The sequence below is a fragment of the Lutibacter litoralis genome (assembly GCF_014646675.1).
In the GTDB taxonomy this organism is placed as follows: Bacteria; Bacteroidota; Bacteroidia; order Flavobacteriales; family Flavobacteriaceae; genus Lutibacter; species Lutibacter litoralis.
The window spans coordinates 198,131-217,270 of record NZ_BMNS01000004.1 but is presented as its reverse complement, the minus strand read 5'-3'; the positions used below and the strand labels follow the sequence as shown (position 1 = coordinate 217,270).

Annotated in this window: 9 protein-coding genes; all 9 read left to right on the top strand. The window is 33.0% G+C overall.

Going from position 1 to position 19,140, the window contains the following annotated elements; genetic code table 11:
- Positions 1–45: 45 nt before the first annotated feature.
- Entirely contained in the window at positions 46–3,147 is a 3,102-nt protein-coding gene (locus IEW75_RS07655) for a SusC/RagA family TonB-linked outer membrane protein (RefSeq protein WP_134248693.1), read from the top strand.
- 11 nt (positions 3,148–3,158) lie between these two features.
- A complete protein-coding gene (locus IEW75_RS07650) occupies positions 3,159–5,048 on the top strand; it encodes a RagB/SusD family nutrient uptake outer membrane protein (RefSeq protein WP_134248694.1) in 1,890 nt (629 codons plus the stop codon).
- Between the two features lie 26 nt (positions 5,049–5,074).
- On the top strand, positions 5,075–6,271 hold the full coding sequence (locus IEW75_RS07645; RefSeq protein WP_158283801.1) for a DUF5000 domain-containing lipoprotein: 1,197 nt from the start codon (positions 5,075–5,077) through the stop codon (positions 6,269–6,271).
- Positions 6,272–6,292: 21 nt separating this feature from the next.
- The gene (locus IEW75_RS07640; protein WP_134248696.1) at positions 6,293–8,146 is read left to right on the top strand and encodes a DUF4998 domain-containing protein; all 1,854 of its coding nucleotides are present in this window, start codon (positions 6,293–6,295) and stop codon (positions 8,144–8,146) included.
- Positions 8,147–8,251: 105 nt separating this feature from the next.
- Complete coding sequence (locus tag IEW75_RS07635; RefSeq protein ID WP_134248697.1) at positions 8,252–12,283, top strand: discoidin domain-containing protein; 4,032 nt, start codon at positions 8,252–8,254, stop codon at positions 12,281–12,283.
- Positions 12,283–14,844, top strand: a complete 2,562-nt coding sequence (locus IEW75_RS07630) for a beta-N-acetylhexosaminidase (RefSeq protein WP_134248698.1) — start codon at positions 12,283–12,285, stop codon at positions 14,842–14,844. Before IEW75_RS07635 ends, IEW75_RS07630 begins: the two co-directional genes overlap by 1 nt.
- A 29-nt stretch (positions 14,845–14,873) precedes the next feature.
- Positions 14,874–15,299, top strand: a complete 426-nt coding sequence (locus IEW75_RS07625; protein WP_134248699.1) for a DUF4488 domain-containing protein — start codon at positions 14,874–14,876, stop codon at positions 15,297–15,299.
- Between the two features lie 75 nt (positions 15,300–15,374).
- Positions 15,375–17,777, top strand: coding sequence for a hypothetical protein (locus IEW75_RS07620; protein ID WP_134248700.1), 2,403 nt, complete (start codon positions 15,375–15,377; stop codon positions 17,775–17,777).
- Between the two features lie 22 nt (positions 17,778–17,799).
- On the top strand, positions 17,800–19,128 hold the full coding sequence (locus IEW75_RS07615; RefSeq protein ID WP_134248701.1) for a hypothetical protein: 1,329 nt from the start codon (positions 17,800–17,802) through the stop codon (positions 19,126–19,128).
- Positions 19,129–19,140: the final 12 nt, after the last annotated feature.

The window sequence follows — 19,140 nt, the reverse complement described above, 5'->3', positions numbered from 1 at the left end:
ATAAACAATAGTACATTAACTCAATCACTAACTTAAATTAACTTTATGAAAAAATTAATCACATGTTTATTAATTTTTATGCTCGGTATAATACAAGCCCAAGCACAAGACAAAACGGTTACAGGAACTGTTTTTGATGAAACAGGAGGTCCCTTACCAGGCGCTTCTATTACGATTAAAGGAACAACTAAAGGTGTATCAACAGACTTTGATGGACTTTTTAGTATTACTGCAAAGAATACAGATATTCTTGTGGTTTCCTTTATGGGATATACAACTAAAGAGATAACTGTAGGTACAAAAACTACTTTTAATATTACATTACAACCTGATCAAAATGTTTTAGACGAAGTTGTACTTGTTAGTTTTGGTGCGCAAAAAAAGAAGAGCATTGTTTCTTCTATTACAACTGTAAAACCAGCGGAATTAAAAGTGTCTTCTAGTAACTTAACAACTGCGTTAGCAGGTAAAGTTTCAGGTTTAATTGCCTACCAAAGAGGTGGAGAGCCAGGAAGAGATAATGCCGAATTTTTTATTAGAGGTGTAACCACATTTGGGTATGCATCAAGTCCATTAATTCTTATTGATGGTGTTGAATTAGGTGTTGCCGATTTAAGACGATTACACCCAGATGATATCGATGCCTTTTCTATAATGAAAGATGCGTCTGCAACAGCATTGTATGGTGCTAGAGGTGCAAATGGTGTTATTTTTGTTACTACTAAAGAAGGGGTTGAAGGACCGGTAAGAGTTTCTGCAAGAATTGAAACTTCAATGTCGCAACCAACTAGAGAAATTGAATTAGCAGATCCTATTACCTATATGAGAATGGGAAATGAAGCTGTTAGAACTAGAGACCCTCTTGGGTTATTACCATATTCTTTAGAGAAAATTGAAAATACTATTGCAGGTACAAATCCACTACTATATCCAACAACAGATTGGTACGAAGAATTGTTTAAAGATTATACTTTAAATAATAAGATGAATTTTAGTTTAAATGGTGGTGGTAAAACAGCACGTTACTATGTGTCTGTAGCAGCAAGTCAAGACAATGGTATTTTAGAAGTACCAGAAGTGAGTAACTTTAATTCAAACATTAAGTTTAAACAATATAATTTACGTTCAAGTACAAACATTAACTTAACAAAAACTTCTAAATTAAAATTAAGTTTTAATGTGAATTTTGAAGATTATACAGGTCCAATGAATGGTGGTTCCGATGTTTATAATCAAGTAATGAGAACTAACCCAGTATTGTTTAAACCTTATTACGAAAAAGATGCTGCAAATGAGTTTACAAAGCATATATTGTTTGGGAATTACGGTAATGGAGATTATTTAAACCCTTATGCCGAAATGGTTAGAGGATACCAAGAAACCAATTCAAATAAAATTATTGCACAGTTAGAGTTCAATCAAGATATGGATTTTATAACTGATGGATTAGATTTTAAATTAGTTTTCAATGGTACTCAAAACTCTAGTTATCAAGCGCTAAGATATTACGATCCTTACTATTACACACCTCGTTTAAGTAAATTAACAAATCAAATTTCTCTAACTCCCTTAAACCCAGAAGATGGTACTGAAACTTTGGCATTTGCTCAAAGAAATAGATATATTGCAACTTCCACATATGTAGAATCTAATTTGTCTTATCAAAAAGAAATTGATGATGATAATGAAGTAAGTGGGTTGGTGGTGTTTACAATGAATGATAGATTGTCAACACTTTCAGATAACGACCTTGCAGCTTCAGAAGCACAACAATTACAAAAATCATTATCTTATAGAAATATGGGATTGTCAGGTAGATTTACCTATGCAAACCAACAAAAGTATTTTGCAGAATTTAGTTTTGGTTACAATGGTTCTGAAAGATTTGCTAAAAAAGAACGTTGGGGATTCTTCCCTTCTGTTGCTTTGGGATGGTTGGCTTCAGATGAAAAGTTTATGGAATCTACAAAAGATGCCATTACAAAACTAAAATTTAAAGGATCTTATGGATTGGTTGGTAACGATCAAATTGGTGGACCTAACGATAGATTCTTTTATTTATCTCAAGTAAATTTAAATGCTGGAGGTTATCAAACTGGAGAGAATTTTGGTTTTTTCCAAAATGGAGTAAGTATTCAAAGATACGCAAATGAAAATATTACGTGGGAAACAGGTAAGAAAATGAATGTAGGTTTTGAACTTGGTTTATTTGATAAATTGGATTTAGATGTAGATATTTTTAGAGAAGATAGAGAAAATATTTTAGCCGACAGAGTTATACCTTCTAGTTTAGGTTTACAAGCAGGTGTAAGAGCAAATATTGGTGAAGCAAGAAGTGAAGGTATAGACGGAACATTAGTATATACAGAAAACTTTAAAAACGGAATTTGGATGCAATTTAGAGGTAACTATACCTATGCAACAAACAAAATTACTAAATTAGAAGAACCAGATTATTCTGCAACACCTTGGTTGTCTAGAATAGGGCAACCTATCAATCAATGGTGGGGATATGTAGCAGAACGTTTATTTGTAGATCAAGCTGAGGTTAATAACTCGCCTGTTCAAACTTTTGGTGAATATTCAGGTGGAGATATTAAGTACAGAGATATTAATCAAGATGGTAAAATTTCAGCATTAGATAGAGTGCCAATTGGGAACCCAACTGTACCAGAAGTTACTTATGGTTTAGGACTTTCTGCAGGATATAAGAATTTTGACATATCTTGTTTCTTTCAAGGATCAGGGAACTCTTCTTTCTGGATAAATACAGTGGAAACTGCACCTTTCGTTAATGAGCAACAACTTTTAAAAGCGTATGCAGATAGCTATTGGTCAGAAACTAATAGAGATGTTTATGCTTTATGGCCAAGACTTTCAGAAAATTTAAATGCCAACAATACACAAACAAATACGTGGTTTATGCAAGATGGAAGTTTTTTAAGATTAAAACAAGCAGAAATTGGGTATAGTTTACCACAAAATATGATTGATAAACTTAAAATGGAAAAAGTTAGGTTTTATGCAACTGGTAGTAATTTATTTGTACTTAGTAAATTTAAATTATGGGATCCAGAATTGGCTGGAAATGGTTTAGGATATCCTAACCAAAGGGTAATTAATGTTGGTGTAAACGTATCATTCTAAAAACAAAAAAAATGAAAAAATATAAATATATAATACTCTTTTTTATTGCAACTGTTTTTACAGGATGTGATAAAGATTATTTAGATGTTGTGCCAGATAATGTTGCAACAATAGACAATGCCTTTTCAAATAGGTTTAATACACAGAAATTTTTGTATGGTATTTATACTGATATACCAAGCCCAAGCAATGTATTTAATGGAGCAGCTTTAACAGGAGGAGATGAAATTTGGTTTCCAAAGTCGGAACAAAATAGAGCAGGAGTTAGAATAGCACAAGGTTTTCAAAGTGCAACAAGTCCAAGTTATAATTTATGGGGTAATCGTGGATTGTATGAAGCTATTAGAAACTGTAATATCTTTTTAAGTAGAATAGACGGTGTTCAAGGAATTCAAGAATACGAAAGAACAACTTGGATAGCTGAGGTTAAGTTTTTAAAAGCTTACTTTCATTTTTACTTAGCTAGAATGTATGGCCCAGTTGTAATTAGCGACGAATTAATCCCTGTTTCTGCAGACGCTAGTGAGTTTAAAACAGCAAGAAATACTATAGATGAAACTTTTACCTATATTACTGAGCTTTTAGATGAAGCCATTGCAGACTTACCATTAACATTACAAAATCCAGGAGACGATTTAGGTAGAGTTACAAAACCAATTGCAGCAGCAATAAAAGCAAGAGTTTTAATGACATACGCAAGTCCGTTATTTAATGGTAATACTGTGTATAGTGATTTTATAAATGCTGAAGGTGTACCTTTCTTTCCAACTACATATTCACCAGAAAAATGGCAATTAGCAGCAACGGCAGCTAAAGAAGCTATAGATATTTGTAGTGAAGCAGGAATACGTTTGTATCAAAAAGAAGATTATATTAATAGATCTGGAGTACCAATTAACTCCGATATTACATTGTTAAAAGCAGGCTTAAGAAGTAGAATTACTGAAAAATGGAATTTTGAATTAATTTGGGGACATACAGGCAGTACTAGACAAATAGAGTTTGAATCTATGCCGCGTTTGTATAATTATACAACCAATCCTGTAGCTTCAAGGCACTGTCCGCCAATACGTATTGCAGAAATGTACTACTCTAAAAACGGAGTGCCAATTGAAGAAGATTTTACTTTTGATTACAACAATAGGTTTAAATTAAAAACAGCCTCAAGTGAAGATGAATTTAAAATAGAAATTGGACAACAGACTGCTATTTTAAACTTTGATAGAGAAACACGTTTTTATGCCGACTTATCTTTTGATAGAGGTGTTTGGTTTGGAAATGGTGCAAATGATGAAAATGATCCGTGGTATGTGCACGCAAGAGGAGGAGAGTTTGCATCTGTATTTGAGCCTTCTCAATATTCAGTTACTGGATACTGGCCTAAAAAATTAGTTGCAGTACCTTCTCAGGTAAATACTGGTCAATCTTTTAGTGATACACGTTATACGTTCCCTATTATTCGTTTAGCAGATTTATATTTATATTATGCAGAAGCATTAAATGAGGTAAAAGGAACACCAGATGCAGAGGTTTATGAATATATAGATGCAGTGCGCGAGAGAGCAGGTCTTGGAACCGTGGTTGATAGCTGGGCAGCATATTCTAGTGACCCAAATAAACCACTTTCACAAAATGGAATGAGAGAGATAATTCAACATGAAAGAATGATTGAAATGTCTTTTGAAGGTGCTAGATTTTGGGATTTACGCAGATGGAAATTGGCAAAAGAATATATGAATAAGCCAATAAAAGGTTGGAATGTATTAGAAAATGATGTAGATGATTATTACACTGTAAATACCCTTTATAATGTGCGTTTTTCAGAAAAAGATTATCTATGGCCAATCCCTGAGTCGGAAACTATTAAGAACCCTGATTTAATTCAAAATCCAGGATGGTAATTAATTTATTAACTAAAAAAGATAATATGATGAAATATTTAATCAAATTATTAACGGTGTCAATAGTATTTATATTATGTGCCTGTGAAGAAAATCAACATGAACCAATCTTTTCAGATAAAACTATTCCATCTGTAATAGAGAATGTTATAGTAACTCCTATAAATGGAGGTTTAGATATTAAATACGATTTACCAAACAACAGCGATTTGTTATATGTAAAGGCAGTATATACTACAACTAAAGGTGAAGAGGCAGAAGTGAAAGCTTCCTCATTTAATAACAAGCTTCAAATATTAGGTTTTGGTGATACTACTGAAAAAACAGTACGTTTATACTCTGTAGACCGTTCAGAAAATACCTCTAAACCTATTACGGTATCAGGTGCACCACTAACACCTCCAGTTACAATTATTCAAGAGTCAATGGAAATTACTCCTGATTTTGGTGGAGCTAGATTTACTTGGGAGAATGCATTAAATACACCAATTTCTATTGAGTTAATGTCAACAAATGAATTAGGCGAATTAGAAACAATTGAAACTGTATATACTAAGCAAACAGCAACAAAATCTTCTTTAAGAGGTTATGAATCTGTACCAAGACTTTTTGCAGCTGTAATTAGAGATAGATATGATAATTATTCTGATACTATCTATGCAAAAACTCCAGATAAATTAGTAGTACCATTATTTGAACAACGTTTAGATAAAACTGCGTTTAAAAAAGTGGTGTTAGAAAACGACGATAACTGGGATGCTTGGGAAGGTGATTACTGGAATTTCTTTGATGATGAAATGACATCTATTGTTCATACGCAAGGAGATAAACCAAGACCGAGTATTATGACAGTTGATTTAGGTGCAAATGTTACCTTAAGCAGGTTTACAGTACATCAAAGACTTTCTCACGGTACTATACATGCCTTTGCACACGGTAATCCAAAAACATATAAAGTTTATGGAGCTAAAGAATTACCTGGTATGGATGGTAATTTAGACGATTGGATTTTATTAAAAGATTGTGAATCTATTAAACCTTCAGGTTCTCCACTTGGAACAAATACCGATGAAGATATTGACCATTTATGGGCAGGAGATGAATACACTTTTGATGAAGCTATCGAAATTAGATATTTCCGTTTTGCAGTATTTAGCACATGGGATGGAGCAGGATACATTAATGCTTCTGAAATGACTTTCTGGGGGAATATAGTAGAGTAATAATCGTTAAGAAACATAATTATGAAAAAAATAAAATATATAATACCAATAATTATAGCTGTCTTTTTGATGACTATTTCTTGTACTGATACGTTTGAAGTACATGATAAATACCTAGAAGGTGGTGAAATTATTTATACCTCTAAAGTAGATTCTTTAGAAACACATGGAGGTAATAATAGATTAAAAATAACAGGATATTTAACAAATGGATTTTCTGTTAATGAAATTACAGTGTACTGGAATAAAGGAGAAGATAGTCAAACATTTCCATATACAAAAACTGCGAATCAGGATACCGATTTTGTAGAATTAGTTGTAGAAGGTCTTGAAGAACAATCATATCAGTTTGATGTGTTTTCAAAAGATACCGATGGAAATAAATCTATAAAAATTACAACTTTTGGTACCGTTTACGGAGAATTATTCCGTTCTAACTTAGAGGCAAGAGCAATTAATTCCTTTAACTTAAATGCAGAGGGCGATGCTACTTTAAACTTTAAAATAAGTAGCGATTTAACACGAAATACAGAAGTAGAATTTACTAATTTAAGTGGCAATACTACTGTAAAAACTTTGGCATTAAACGAATCTGATGTAATTTTAGAGCAATTAGATGTTACTAAACCAATAAAATATAGAACATTCTACGTTCCAACTCCAGTAGATGAAGATGGAAACGAAACAGCAATTGATGAATTCGATTCAGATTGGAAATCTTATATAGTACCAACTGTATTTGATCCAATATTTGCATCCTTTACTTTTGAGCCTATAGTTGCTGGAGTTACTGCCAATTGGGAAAATACAGAAAGTACAGAAATTATATTTACGTTTCAAAAGATGGTTAATGATAGCCCAGTAATTAGTACGGTTACATCAAGTGCAGCAATAGATACTTTTACTATTGATGGAATGAAAGGATCTACTCAAGATATTGAAATTACGCTTACAGATATTTATGGAAATTCAATTTCAAAAATATTTGCCGTAACGCCAATGGCACCATTAGGAAAAGGTAACTGGTCAATTATTGACTTTTCAACTGAAGAGGCTGGAGGTGAAGGTCCGGTTAATGGTTATGCTTCTGCAGCAATTGATGGTGATTTAGGAACTTTCTGGCATTCAAACTGGTCTAGTACAGGTTCATCTTATCCACATTACTTTACTATTGATATGGGAGCTGAAAAAAGTATTGCTGGGTTCGAAATTTTTTCAAGAAGTGGTTATACCGGTGGTGCAACTGTTCATGAATTTTGGGTGAGTAGCGATAATGTAAACTTTACAAAGGTGGCAACACTTAATGCAGCCTTAGATCCTACTGCTGGTAGCTTAGTTAATGCTGATACAAATACAAAAGGAAGATATGTTAAGTATCTTGCAGTTGAAGGTCCAAATAATTTCACATATTTAGGTGAAATAAATGTAATAGAACGTTTAGATAATTCAGATTGGTCTATTGTTGACTTTTCTTCTGAAGAAGCAGGAGGTGAAGGACCAGTTAATGGTTATGCTTCTGCAGCAATTGATGGTGATTTAGGAACTTTTTGGCATACAACATGGTCAACAGCATCACCAGTTTATCCCCATTACTTTACGGTAGATTTAGGAGAAGAAAAAAGTATTGGTGCCTTTGAAGTTTTTAGAAGAAGTGGAAATGGAGGAGGAGCAACCATTCATGAATTTTGGGTGAGTAATGATAATGTAAACTTTATAAAAGTAGCAACATTAAACTCACAATTAACTTCTAATGATGGTTTTATGGCACATCCAACATCTGTTACAACAGCAAGATATGTTAAATATGTTGCGGTAGAAGGTTCAAACACTTTTACGCATTTATCAGAAATTAATATTTATGGAGCATTAGATTAAATTTTTTGAATTAATTTTAAAAAGAGAGGGTTGTAAAACAACCCTCTCTTTTAATAAACAACCACTTTTTATAAAGAAACCCCACCTAATAACTATTTCTACAATATGCAAAATCTACTAAAACTGTTGCTACTTTTCTGCCTTTCTTTTGGAATTTCTCAAAAAATTGTTGCTCAGATTGAAAACACTCCTTACGATAATCTACCAGAAAATAATGCTATCTACAAACCAAGTTTTAGTGAAAGCTACCCTGAATGGGCAAAAATGTTATACCAGTATCCAATTAATTTCAATGAAATTGAAAGAGGATATCAACAATATTTTAAAGAGCATGGTAAACAAAAAAATCCAATTACGCGCTATTATAAAATTTGGCGCAGAGTAGTTGAAAATTATGTGGACGAAAACGGAAATATTGTGCTTCCAACTGCCACAGAATTAAACCGCATTCAAAATAAAAAAAGTACACTTTCTAAAAAATCAACTGATGCTTCTAACTCTAATTGGTCTTTTTTAGGTCCAAAAAACACTTTTTGGTTAAATGAAGATAACAGTTCAACACCAAAACCAGTTGCTCCTTGGCAAGTGAATGTATATGCGCTAGATGTATTTAAAGAAAATGAAAATATTATTTACTGCGGAACAGAAACTGGTTATATAAACAAATCTGTAGATGGTGGTAAAAACTGGCAACTTATGGCAAAAGATTATATCTTTTCAGGAGTACAAGCAGTTACTATTCATCCAAAAAACTCAAATATTGTATATGCTTCCGGAGGATCACAGATGCATAAATCTACCGATGGAGGTTATACTTGGCAAACAATGTTACAAAGTGGGTCTTATTTCTCTGCAAATCATATAATTATAGACCCAACAAATCACGATAAATTATTGGTTTCTTCAGACAAAGGTATTTTTCTGTCTTTAGATGCTGGAATCTCTTGGACTCAGAAATCTTCAAAAAAAGCGTACGATATTCATTTTAATACTAACAGCTCTAGTTTAATTTATGCCATTGTAAAGGATGGAAATAACTTCCAATTGTTAGAATCTTTAAACGGTGGAACAAGTTTTTCGGCTGTTTCAACTTTTCCTTCAAATATAACAGATAGTAGTGGAGGTTTGCTAGCAGTAACCGCTTCAAACCCTAATTTAATGTACGCTACAATGTTAAGTACAGACAATACTCCTTTTTTATACAAAGGAATTTTAGCCGACAATAACTGGACTTGGACAAAAGCAATAGATTGCAATACAACCGCATTTCCTTATAATAATGGTCAAGGCTATTTTGATTTGGTTTTAGAGATTTCACCAACAAATGAAAACAATATTTTTGTTGGAACTACGACCTTATTTAAAACAACAAACGGGTCACTGTCTTTTGATGCTATTGGAGGCTATTTTGGTAGATTTTCTATTCATCCAGATATTCAAGATATAGTTTGGTTACCAGATGGAGAATCTGTGTATGTTGCTACAGATGGAGGAGTTAGTTTTTCAAATGATGCTTTTGAAACAGATTTTCAACCAATTGTAAATGGATTGGTAGGGTCTGATATGTGGGGATTTGATCAAGGATGGAATGAAGATATAGTTGTTGGTGGAAGGTACCACAACGGAAATACAGCAATGACCGATTTTTATAACGGAAAAGCGCTTAGAATGGGAGGAGCAGAATCGGCAACAGGATGGGTAATTCAAGGTAAAAGTAGACACGTAGCTTTTAATGATTTAGGAAGTGGATGGATTTTACCTAAAACTGCTGAAGGACCCCCAGAAGGTAGATTTCAATATTCTAAATTTCCAAATATGTTTGAATATGGTGGTCAAAGAGGGAACTTAATTCACCATCCAAACTATTTTGAAATCTTATTTTTGGGAGAGGGAAATAGTTTTTGGAAAAGTACAGATATGGGAGAAAGCTTTAAAGAATTACACACATTTCCTGGTGACGTACTTGCTGTTCAAATGAGCTTTACAAATCCAAATGTTTTGTATGCAGATGTAAGTGGTTCGGGCTTTTATAAAAGTGAAGATCAAGGAGAAACTTGGGTGCTTAAAACTTCATTAAGTAGTAATTCTTATGGTGGCTCTAAAATGAGGGGGCGTACAAATATTGCCATTTCTTTATCCGATGAAAACACAGTTTATGCTTGTTATTCTAATGGAACCTGGACGGGAGACAAAGGACTTGTTTTTAAAACTACCAATGGTGGTGATACATGGGAAAATTGGACAGGCAATATAGATGCATACACAAAGAGTTTAATAATACAACCGAGTAGTACTGGAGAAGATTTAGTGTACCTTTTTACAACAGCTAGAAAAGGAGATCAATCAAAAGTATATTTTAGAAAGGCTTCTGCTTCAAAATGGGAATTATTTACAAATAGTTATCCTGGAAATTTTAATATAAATGCTGCACTTCCTTTTTTTAGAGATGCAAAAATAAGACTTGCTGGTACAGGTGGAGTTTGGGAATCGCCTTTGCAAGAACAAAATTTTAAACCGATAATAAATCCTTGGGTCGAAAATTATCAAAACAAATGTATGACCGATACCATACATTTTGATAATCACTCAATTTTAAAACATGCAGGTGCTAGTTGGAAATGGGATATTAGTCCCGCCCCAACTTATATTAGCGATGCTAATAGTAGAAATCCAAAAGTTGTATTAGGTAATCCGGGTGCTTATTCAGTTACATTAACAGTGCATCAAAACGGTGTGGATTATGTTAAAACAATAGAAAATATGGTTACTACAACAACCTGTCCTTCTATTAATGATTGCAGCAACCCTGCAGAGTTACCAAAAAATGAATGGTCTTTAATCTATGCAGATAGTCAAGAAACTAATTATCCTGGATATGCAACAATGGCTTTTGATGGTGATACAAGTACAATTTGGCATACAAGCTGGAGTTCGGGTACAGATCAATATCCGCACGAAATTCAAATAGATTTAGGGAATTCTTATAATATAAGCATATTTAAATACTTACCGAGACAATCAGGTTCTAACGGAAGAGTTAAAGACTATGAATTGTATTTTAGTTACGATAAAGATAATTGGGGTGAACCTGTAAAAACTGGAAGTTTTGAAAATTCATCAGCAATTCAAAATATTGAATTTGATACTCCAGTAAAAGGAAGGTATCTAAGAATAAAAGCATTGTCTGAAGTGAATGATGGCGCTTGGACTTCAATTGCAGAAATTACTTTGGTAGGTTGTATTGATGATAATTGTCCGGGCATAGATAACGAAGATCAGGCTGATTTTGATAATGACGGTATTGGAGATGCTTGTGACGATGATGACGATAATGATGGAGTAGAGGATACGCTAGATGAATGTCCAGAAACACCTCTTGGGGATAGCGTAGACGAAAAAGGATGTAGCTTATTCACTTTACCAGCTAACAACTTTAAAGTTCAGGTAATTTCTGAAACTTGTAAAAATAAAAAAAATGGTAAAATTATAATTACAGCTGTTGAAACACATAATTATATGGCAACATTAATTAAAGACGGAACTACAACCGATTATCAATTTACAAATACCTTAGAAATTCTAGATATAGCAGCTGGGTCATATAGTTTATGTTTTACTATTGAAGGGATTTCAAAAGATAATTTTAATAGATGTAATACAATAATACTGGCTGAGCCTTTAGATTTAAAAGTACAATCTAAAATAGATACAGGTAAAAAGTCAATTTCGTTACGCTTAACAAATGGAAACGAATATAGTATCAATTTAAATGGTAATATTATTAAAACTACCAACCCAGAAATTACATTAAATTTAGTAAATGGTGTAAATAAAATTTCTGTAACAACTGCCAATGAATGTCAAGGTGTTTTTGAAAAGTCAATATTAGTTTCAGAAAAATTAACAGCTTATCCAAATCCGTTTATTGATTATTTGCTGCTAAATATTGGAGACACTTTTTCAAAAATAGTAGCAGTAAATGTATTGGATACAAGTGGAAAATTAATTCAGTCAAGATATTTACCTGTTAAAAATGGTAATATTATTATTGATGGAAGTCATTTTAAAACGGGCCTATATATAGTATCTGTTCAAACCGAATCAGGAATTTCAAGTATTAAAATTGTAAAAGAATAATGAAAAAAATTAGTTTAATTTTTTTAGCAGGTTGTTTAATGGCTTGTAGTTCTAATCAAGTTAAAGTAACTGAAACAACATTAGGTTTAATACCAAAGCCTACTAAAACTAGTATTAATAGTGGAGTGTTTACAATTACAAAAAATACCAGTGTAGTTGCAACAGGAGCTGCTAAAGTTGAAGCAGCAAAATTTATTGCACTTACTGAAAAGGCAATGGGTTTTAAACTGCAATTAACAGATGTTGCTAAATCTAACAATGAAATTTTATTTGAACTTTCAGACACACTTACTTCAATAAATAGTGAAGGTTATAAATTAGACGTTTCAACTAATGGAATAACTGTAAGAGCTTTAAAATCAGCAGGACTTTTTTACGGAATTCAAACGATAAGACAGTTGTTGCCCGAAGCAATTTATGCCGAGCGATTGGTTGAAGGTGTTAGCTGGACAGTACCAAATGTTTCAATAACAGATGCGCCAAGATTTGGATGGAGAGGTTTTATGTTAGATGTTTCAAGAAACTTTTTTGATGCTGAACATGTAAAACGACTTATAGACCGCATGGCAGCCCATAAATTGAATTTGTTTCATTGGCATTTAACTGATGATGAAGGTTGGAGAGTTGAAATTAAAAACTATCCAAAACTTACAGAAGTTGGAGCTTGGAGAGGAAAAAACGAAGGCTTAAAACCTTCTCGAGGTTCTGGTGATGCACGTTATGGAGGCTTTTATTCACAAGAAGAAATTAAAGAAATTGTAGCGTATGCTGCAGAAAGGCATATTCAAATAATGCCAGAAATTGATGTTCCAGGGCACGCAAGAGCAATAGTAGTTGCGTATCCAGAATTATTGCCAGACGGAAATTCCAACTCTAAAAGTGTGCAAGGTATTGCAAACAATGTGCTTTCTCCTATTAAAGAAAAAACATACACAATGTTAGATGCCATTTTTGGAGAACTTAAAACATTATTTCCTTTTGAATATATCCATATTGGCGGAGACGAAGTAAATACATCGGCTTGGATGAATAGTCCTTCGTGTGTAAAATTTATGCGTAAGAACAATATTAAAACTGGTCGTGAACTTCAAAATTACTTTAATAAAAGAATGGAAGTAATTATAGCCAAACACGGTAAAAAAATAATTGGATGGAATGAAATAATAGATGGTGGTGATTTAAATTTAGATACTGCGGTAATGTCTTGGACAGGAACAGGACCAGGTTATCATTCGGCAAAAAAAGGTCATCCGGTAATTATGACACCAGGACAGCATGTTTATTTTGATATGAAATCATCAAAAGACGATGAATTTGGACATTGGTGGGCAGGAATTGTTTCATTAGAAAGAGTATACGAATTTGATCCACTTGCAAAAAATGATTTAACAGAAGAACAACTAAATAATATTCTTGGAGTACAAGCTTGTTTATGGTCAGAATATTTGCACGAAGACGGACGTGCAGAATACCAAACTTGGCCGCGATTGGTTGCACTTGCCGAAGTTGCTTGGACACCACAATCTGAAAGAGAATTTACCGATTTTTATAATCGTTTAGGGAATAGGCACTTACAAAGATTAGATGCATTTAATGTAACATACAGAGTTCCACAGCCAAAAGCTGTTTTAAGAAGAGATACCATTAAAATTCACACGCCTTGGGAAGGTGCTGAAGTGAGATATACTACAGATGCTACCGAACCTACAAAAACTTCAAAACTGTATAATAGAACTCCTTTTTATATTGAAGATTATCAAAATTTAAGAATGAAACTTTATACCAAAAACGGTAATGGAAGTAGAACCTTAAAAGATGTTGAAATATATCGTGAAGTTGCAGCGGCATGGACTTCTAAAGATTGTTCTACAAAGTTTCAAACAGTAAATTTTGACATTACTGGTATTGACGCTGCAGGCTTTTGGTATTTAGATTTTATTTACAAAAAAGGAGGACATAGATTAGATGTGCACTCAGTTAAATTAGTAGAAAACGGTACTTTTATTTCTTCTGATGTTCATAATGGATTCTCTGGAAATAGCTTGATTAATAATAGATATAGAGTAGAAGTTAAAAACTTCAAAGCTTCAAATAAATACAGTATTGAAGTAGAAATGAGATCTGATGGAGGTACAAATTCAAATGGTATTATTTCTATCGAACGTGCCAAATTTAAAGAACCAAAAGTAAGTTTTAAAACAACAGTAAAAGCTGTTGAAAATAGCGGGACTGAAAATGCTTCGGACTGGGATAGAAAATCTTATTTTAAATCTTTTGAGAAAGGGAAACAAGGCGACGAATTTGTGTTTAATTTTTCTGAAGCTATAGCGGTAAATAGTTTGAAAGTATTAAGCGGGCATCCAAGTAAAAATGAGGATATTATTGTAAATGGATCTGTGTTATTTTCTACAGATGGAACTGCATTTGAAAAATTAAGCGGATTCGATTACGGAGCTTCAAAAAACAGCTTTGAAGTTACTAAAATGATAAAAGTAATAAAAATTGTACTTAATGAAGACCACGAAACTGCTATAATTATTCAAGATTTGGAAATTAAATAAACGCTTTTAGGCATTCTAAAAATAAAGAAATGAAAAAAAAATTTTATCAAACTAGTATAGTTGTTTTGTTTGTATTAACAATTATTAGCTGTGGAATTCAAAAAAGTAGTACAGCAAAAAATGCATTAATTGGAACATGGCAAATTTGTAATTCGGACGGAGTTGTAGAACAAAATCTTTATGGAAATAAAGATCAAATTAGATATAAGATTATTTCAACAGATAAATTTACTTTAATTGATTTGAATTCTAGATATAATAAAGTGTTAAATAGTTTTGTCGGTTCTTATACTATAGATAAAAACATATATAAGGAGCATATATTATTCACAAATTCCAATTTTAATAATTTGTTAAAAGATACCTATTCATATAAATATAAAGTTAAAGATGATTTATTAACCATTGAAGGAATAGGAAATCCATATATCGAAACTTGGAAGCGAGTTCAATAATAAAATAAACTATTAAAAAATCTTAATTATCTATAAACTAATTTTAAACAGCGGTAATTAAGTAACCAACTAATAATGAAGAAAATTATTCTAATAGTATTTTTGCTACTATATAATTTAGCTGAAGCGCAAACCACAAATCCTTGGTCACAAATATTCTTAAAATGGAATACTACTCAAGATAACGGAGGAACGGGTGTAATTCGTTCTATTCGCATCAATCCAAGTAATACAAATGCTGTTTTAATTGGTGCTGCAACCGCAGGAATTTGGCATACTGCTAATGGAGGAGAAGATTATAAATTAGTTTCTGTTGGTGTACCTGAAGTAGAGTGGGTGAACCAAATTGTTTTTAGTAGAAAAAATCCAAAAAATGTATACGCAGGAACCGATATTGGAGTAGTTAAGTCTAACGACGGTGGATTAAATTGGAATTACACAGGTTTACGAAAAATAAAACCTGCTAAATATGGCTCTTTATTGTGGGTAGATGTTTCCGATAAAAGTAGTAGCATTGTGTATGCAACTACCGAAGAATCTGGAATTTTCAAATTGCTTAAATCTAAAGATGGAGGAGATTCTTGGAATGAAATGTACCAAACTTCAAAAAGAATTTGGGATATGCGCGTAAAACCAAATAACCCAAATGTTGTTTATGTTTTAGAGGAATCTTCAGCCACAAAATGGATTAATTTTAAAAAATCAACAGATAGTGGAGTTACTTTTAAAACCATAGATAATGGCTTCCCTGCTGATTTTACTACAGATGCTCACAGAGCAAGATTGGCTACAACACCTGCAAATAATAATGTAGTTTATGTTGCAATTGGATACAACGGTGGAGGTAAAAACGATAAAATATCGTTCTTTAAATCATCAAATGCTGGTGTTTCCTTTGAGAAAAAGTGTTGTGGAGATCCTGCAAATCCTTTAGAAAATGCCAATGAAGCAACAGATTTTTTATATGAAACCTGTCATCTAGCACAAATAACATGGAATTTTGCTTTTACAGTTTCAGAAACAGATGAGAATTTTTTAGCCTGTGCTGCAAATAAATTAAAAATAAGTAAAGATGGTGGTGCAACTTGGGGCTACGATGTTACTGGGAATATTATAACAGGAAAACAATACGATTATTACAAATCTAACAACGCACATACTGGAGTGCACGGTGATCATCACGGACTTTCAGTAATAGGAAATCATATTTGGAATGGAAATGATGGAGGCGTTTACCATACTTCAGATGGTGGAGCAACTGTTGTAAAAGATATTACTGATGGACTTGGTATACAAGAACTTTGGGGTTTTAGCCAATCATTTAAGAATGATATTATGGCGGTTGGTTTAAATCACAATCAAATATGTTATAGAGACGATGCTGTTTATGGCGGTTGGATTGGTGTAAATGGAGCAGATGCAATGGCAGCAAACGTAAATCCTATAAACGATCAATTTATGTACAACCATCCATGGGGTCACGAACGTGTAAAAAGGTCTTTAACGGCTAAGAAAGGTCATAAAATGCAGAAATTAGGAATCGAATTGGGGTATATTACATTAGATAATCTTGAATTCCACCCACATCAATATTATACCATATATGGAAGTGATTATGGAGATAGAAATAAAACCTATAAACTTAAAAAATCTACAGATAACGCTGAGAGTTGGCAAGTTATAAAGAACTTTGAGGAAGAAAAGAAAAATGCAGTTTCAGTAAAAACAAGTTTTGCTAATTCAAATTATGTGTATGCCGTAGTTGAACCAAATAGAGTAATTAAATCTGTTGATGAAGGAAAAACGTGGACTGAAGTTAGCCCATCAAGAACTCTAATTAAAGATACGCATTTATGGAGATTGGCTGTGAGCGATAAAAATCCAGAACATTTATGGGTTACTTCAAAAAAAGGAATTAGAGCACACGTTTTTTATTCTAACAATGGTGGTGAAACTTGGAGTGATTATTCCGAAGGTTTGCCAAATCAGCCAGTGTATTCAATAATTTACCAAAGAGGAAGTGACGATATATTATATCTTGGAACTGGTTTTGGAGTGTATTACAGAAAACAGCATATGCCACGATGGGAACTTTTTGGAACGGGAATGCAAGCTGGAAAGACCCCTTTTATGTTTATCAATTATGCTAAAGGCAAGTTACGTTTAGGAACCTCAAGAGGTTTATGGGAAACCAATTTACTAGAATTAACACCCCCAAAAGCTAATATTACCGCAGACAGATCAACTTTTAATAAAGAGAATGCTGTAATTAAGTTTGCAGATTATTCTGTAGCAGATAAAGACGCCACTTTTTTCTGGAGTTTTCCCGGAGGTTTTCCAGCAACGTCGACAGATGAAAGACCTATTGTAATTTATAATAAAGCGAATCGAACAAGTTTTAATGTTATTTTAACTGTTACAGATGCTCGTGGAACAAGTACACAAACCTTAAAAGATTTTATAAAATATTCAAAATAACCAACCAAATAACCAACCAAAAATGAAAAAACACGTAATAGCAGCTTTTATATTTATTGGTGTGGGGTTCACTTCAGTAAACGCCCAATCAACTATAAATACTATTGTAAAACCATCTCGAACAGAGGTGGTAACCCCAATTAGAAAAACCTTATTTACTACCAATAATGGAACGGAATGTAAAGAACGAAAGCAAGGAGGGAATATTAGAAAGGAATCTGGCTATTTGGCTTTTGATGGTTCTATGGATGGAAACCGACAAGTAGATCCGCAAATTGCAGTTGGTGGAGGTTATGTATTGCACGGTACAAATAACGGTTTAATTATTTATGATAAAAAAGGAAATTTTATTCAGGGAGTTTCACAAAACTGTTTTAATAATGGAATAGATCCCAAATTATTTTTTAATGCACATAACAAAGTCTTTGGTTTTGATTTGTGGAATCCTTGGGATAAAGAAAAGAAAAAACCTGTAAATATTTCAATTTCAGAAACAAGTGATCCAACGGGTGCTTGGAATACCTATCCTGTGCCTGCACGAAAAGGTGTTGATGGCGGAGGAATTGGCTATAGTAAAAAATGGATTGGTTATTCTTTTCCTGGAGGAAAAGACCGCACATTTGTTATGAAAATGGAAGATGCAATAGCGGGTAAACCAGTAACTGTATATCACTTCCCTGGAAGTTTAGGACATCCAATTGCTATGCAAGATGCTATTGATGATTTATACTTTTTTGAAATTACAAAAACAGATTTTATTATAAGACGCGTAATAACTAGCAGTGATGGCTCTCCAGTTAGTGAAACTGTTAGTAAAACCCCACACGGATTAAAACATTTTGGCTGGCCACCACAATCACCTCAAAAAGGTACAGATCAAAAAACATCTTCGGGAGATAGAAATCCAAAAAATTTAGTATTTCAAAATGGTGATATTTGGTTTTCTCAAGCCATTAATTATCAAGGTCGTGCTGCGGTACAATGGCATCAAGTAAAAACTGATGGAACAATTGTTCAAACTGGATTAATTAGTAGTGAAAACTCTAGTTATATTCAAACAACTTTAGCGGTAAACAAAAATAACGATGTGCTTGTAGGTTTTCAAGAAACCAGTGAAAATATGTTTATTAGTCCCAGGTTGGCATTTAGAAAAGCAAATGATCCTAAAGGAACAGTTAGAAAAATTGTAAGTCTGGGAGAAGGAAAGGGTTTTACAGATGGAGTTTCTTGGGGAGATTATAGTGGAAGTGTTGTAGATGGTGATAATTTTACAGATTTATGGACTATCCAAAGTATTACAGACACAGACGGTAAGGGAGACACTGTAATTGTAAAAGTTCCTTTTAAGTAAGAGTTATAATTA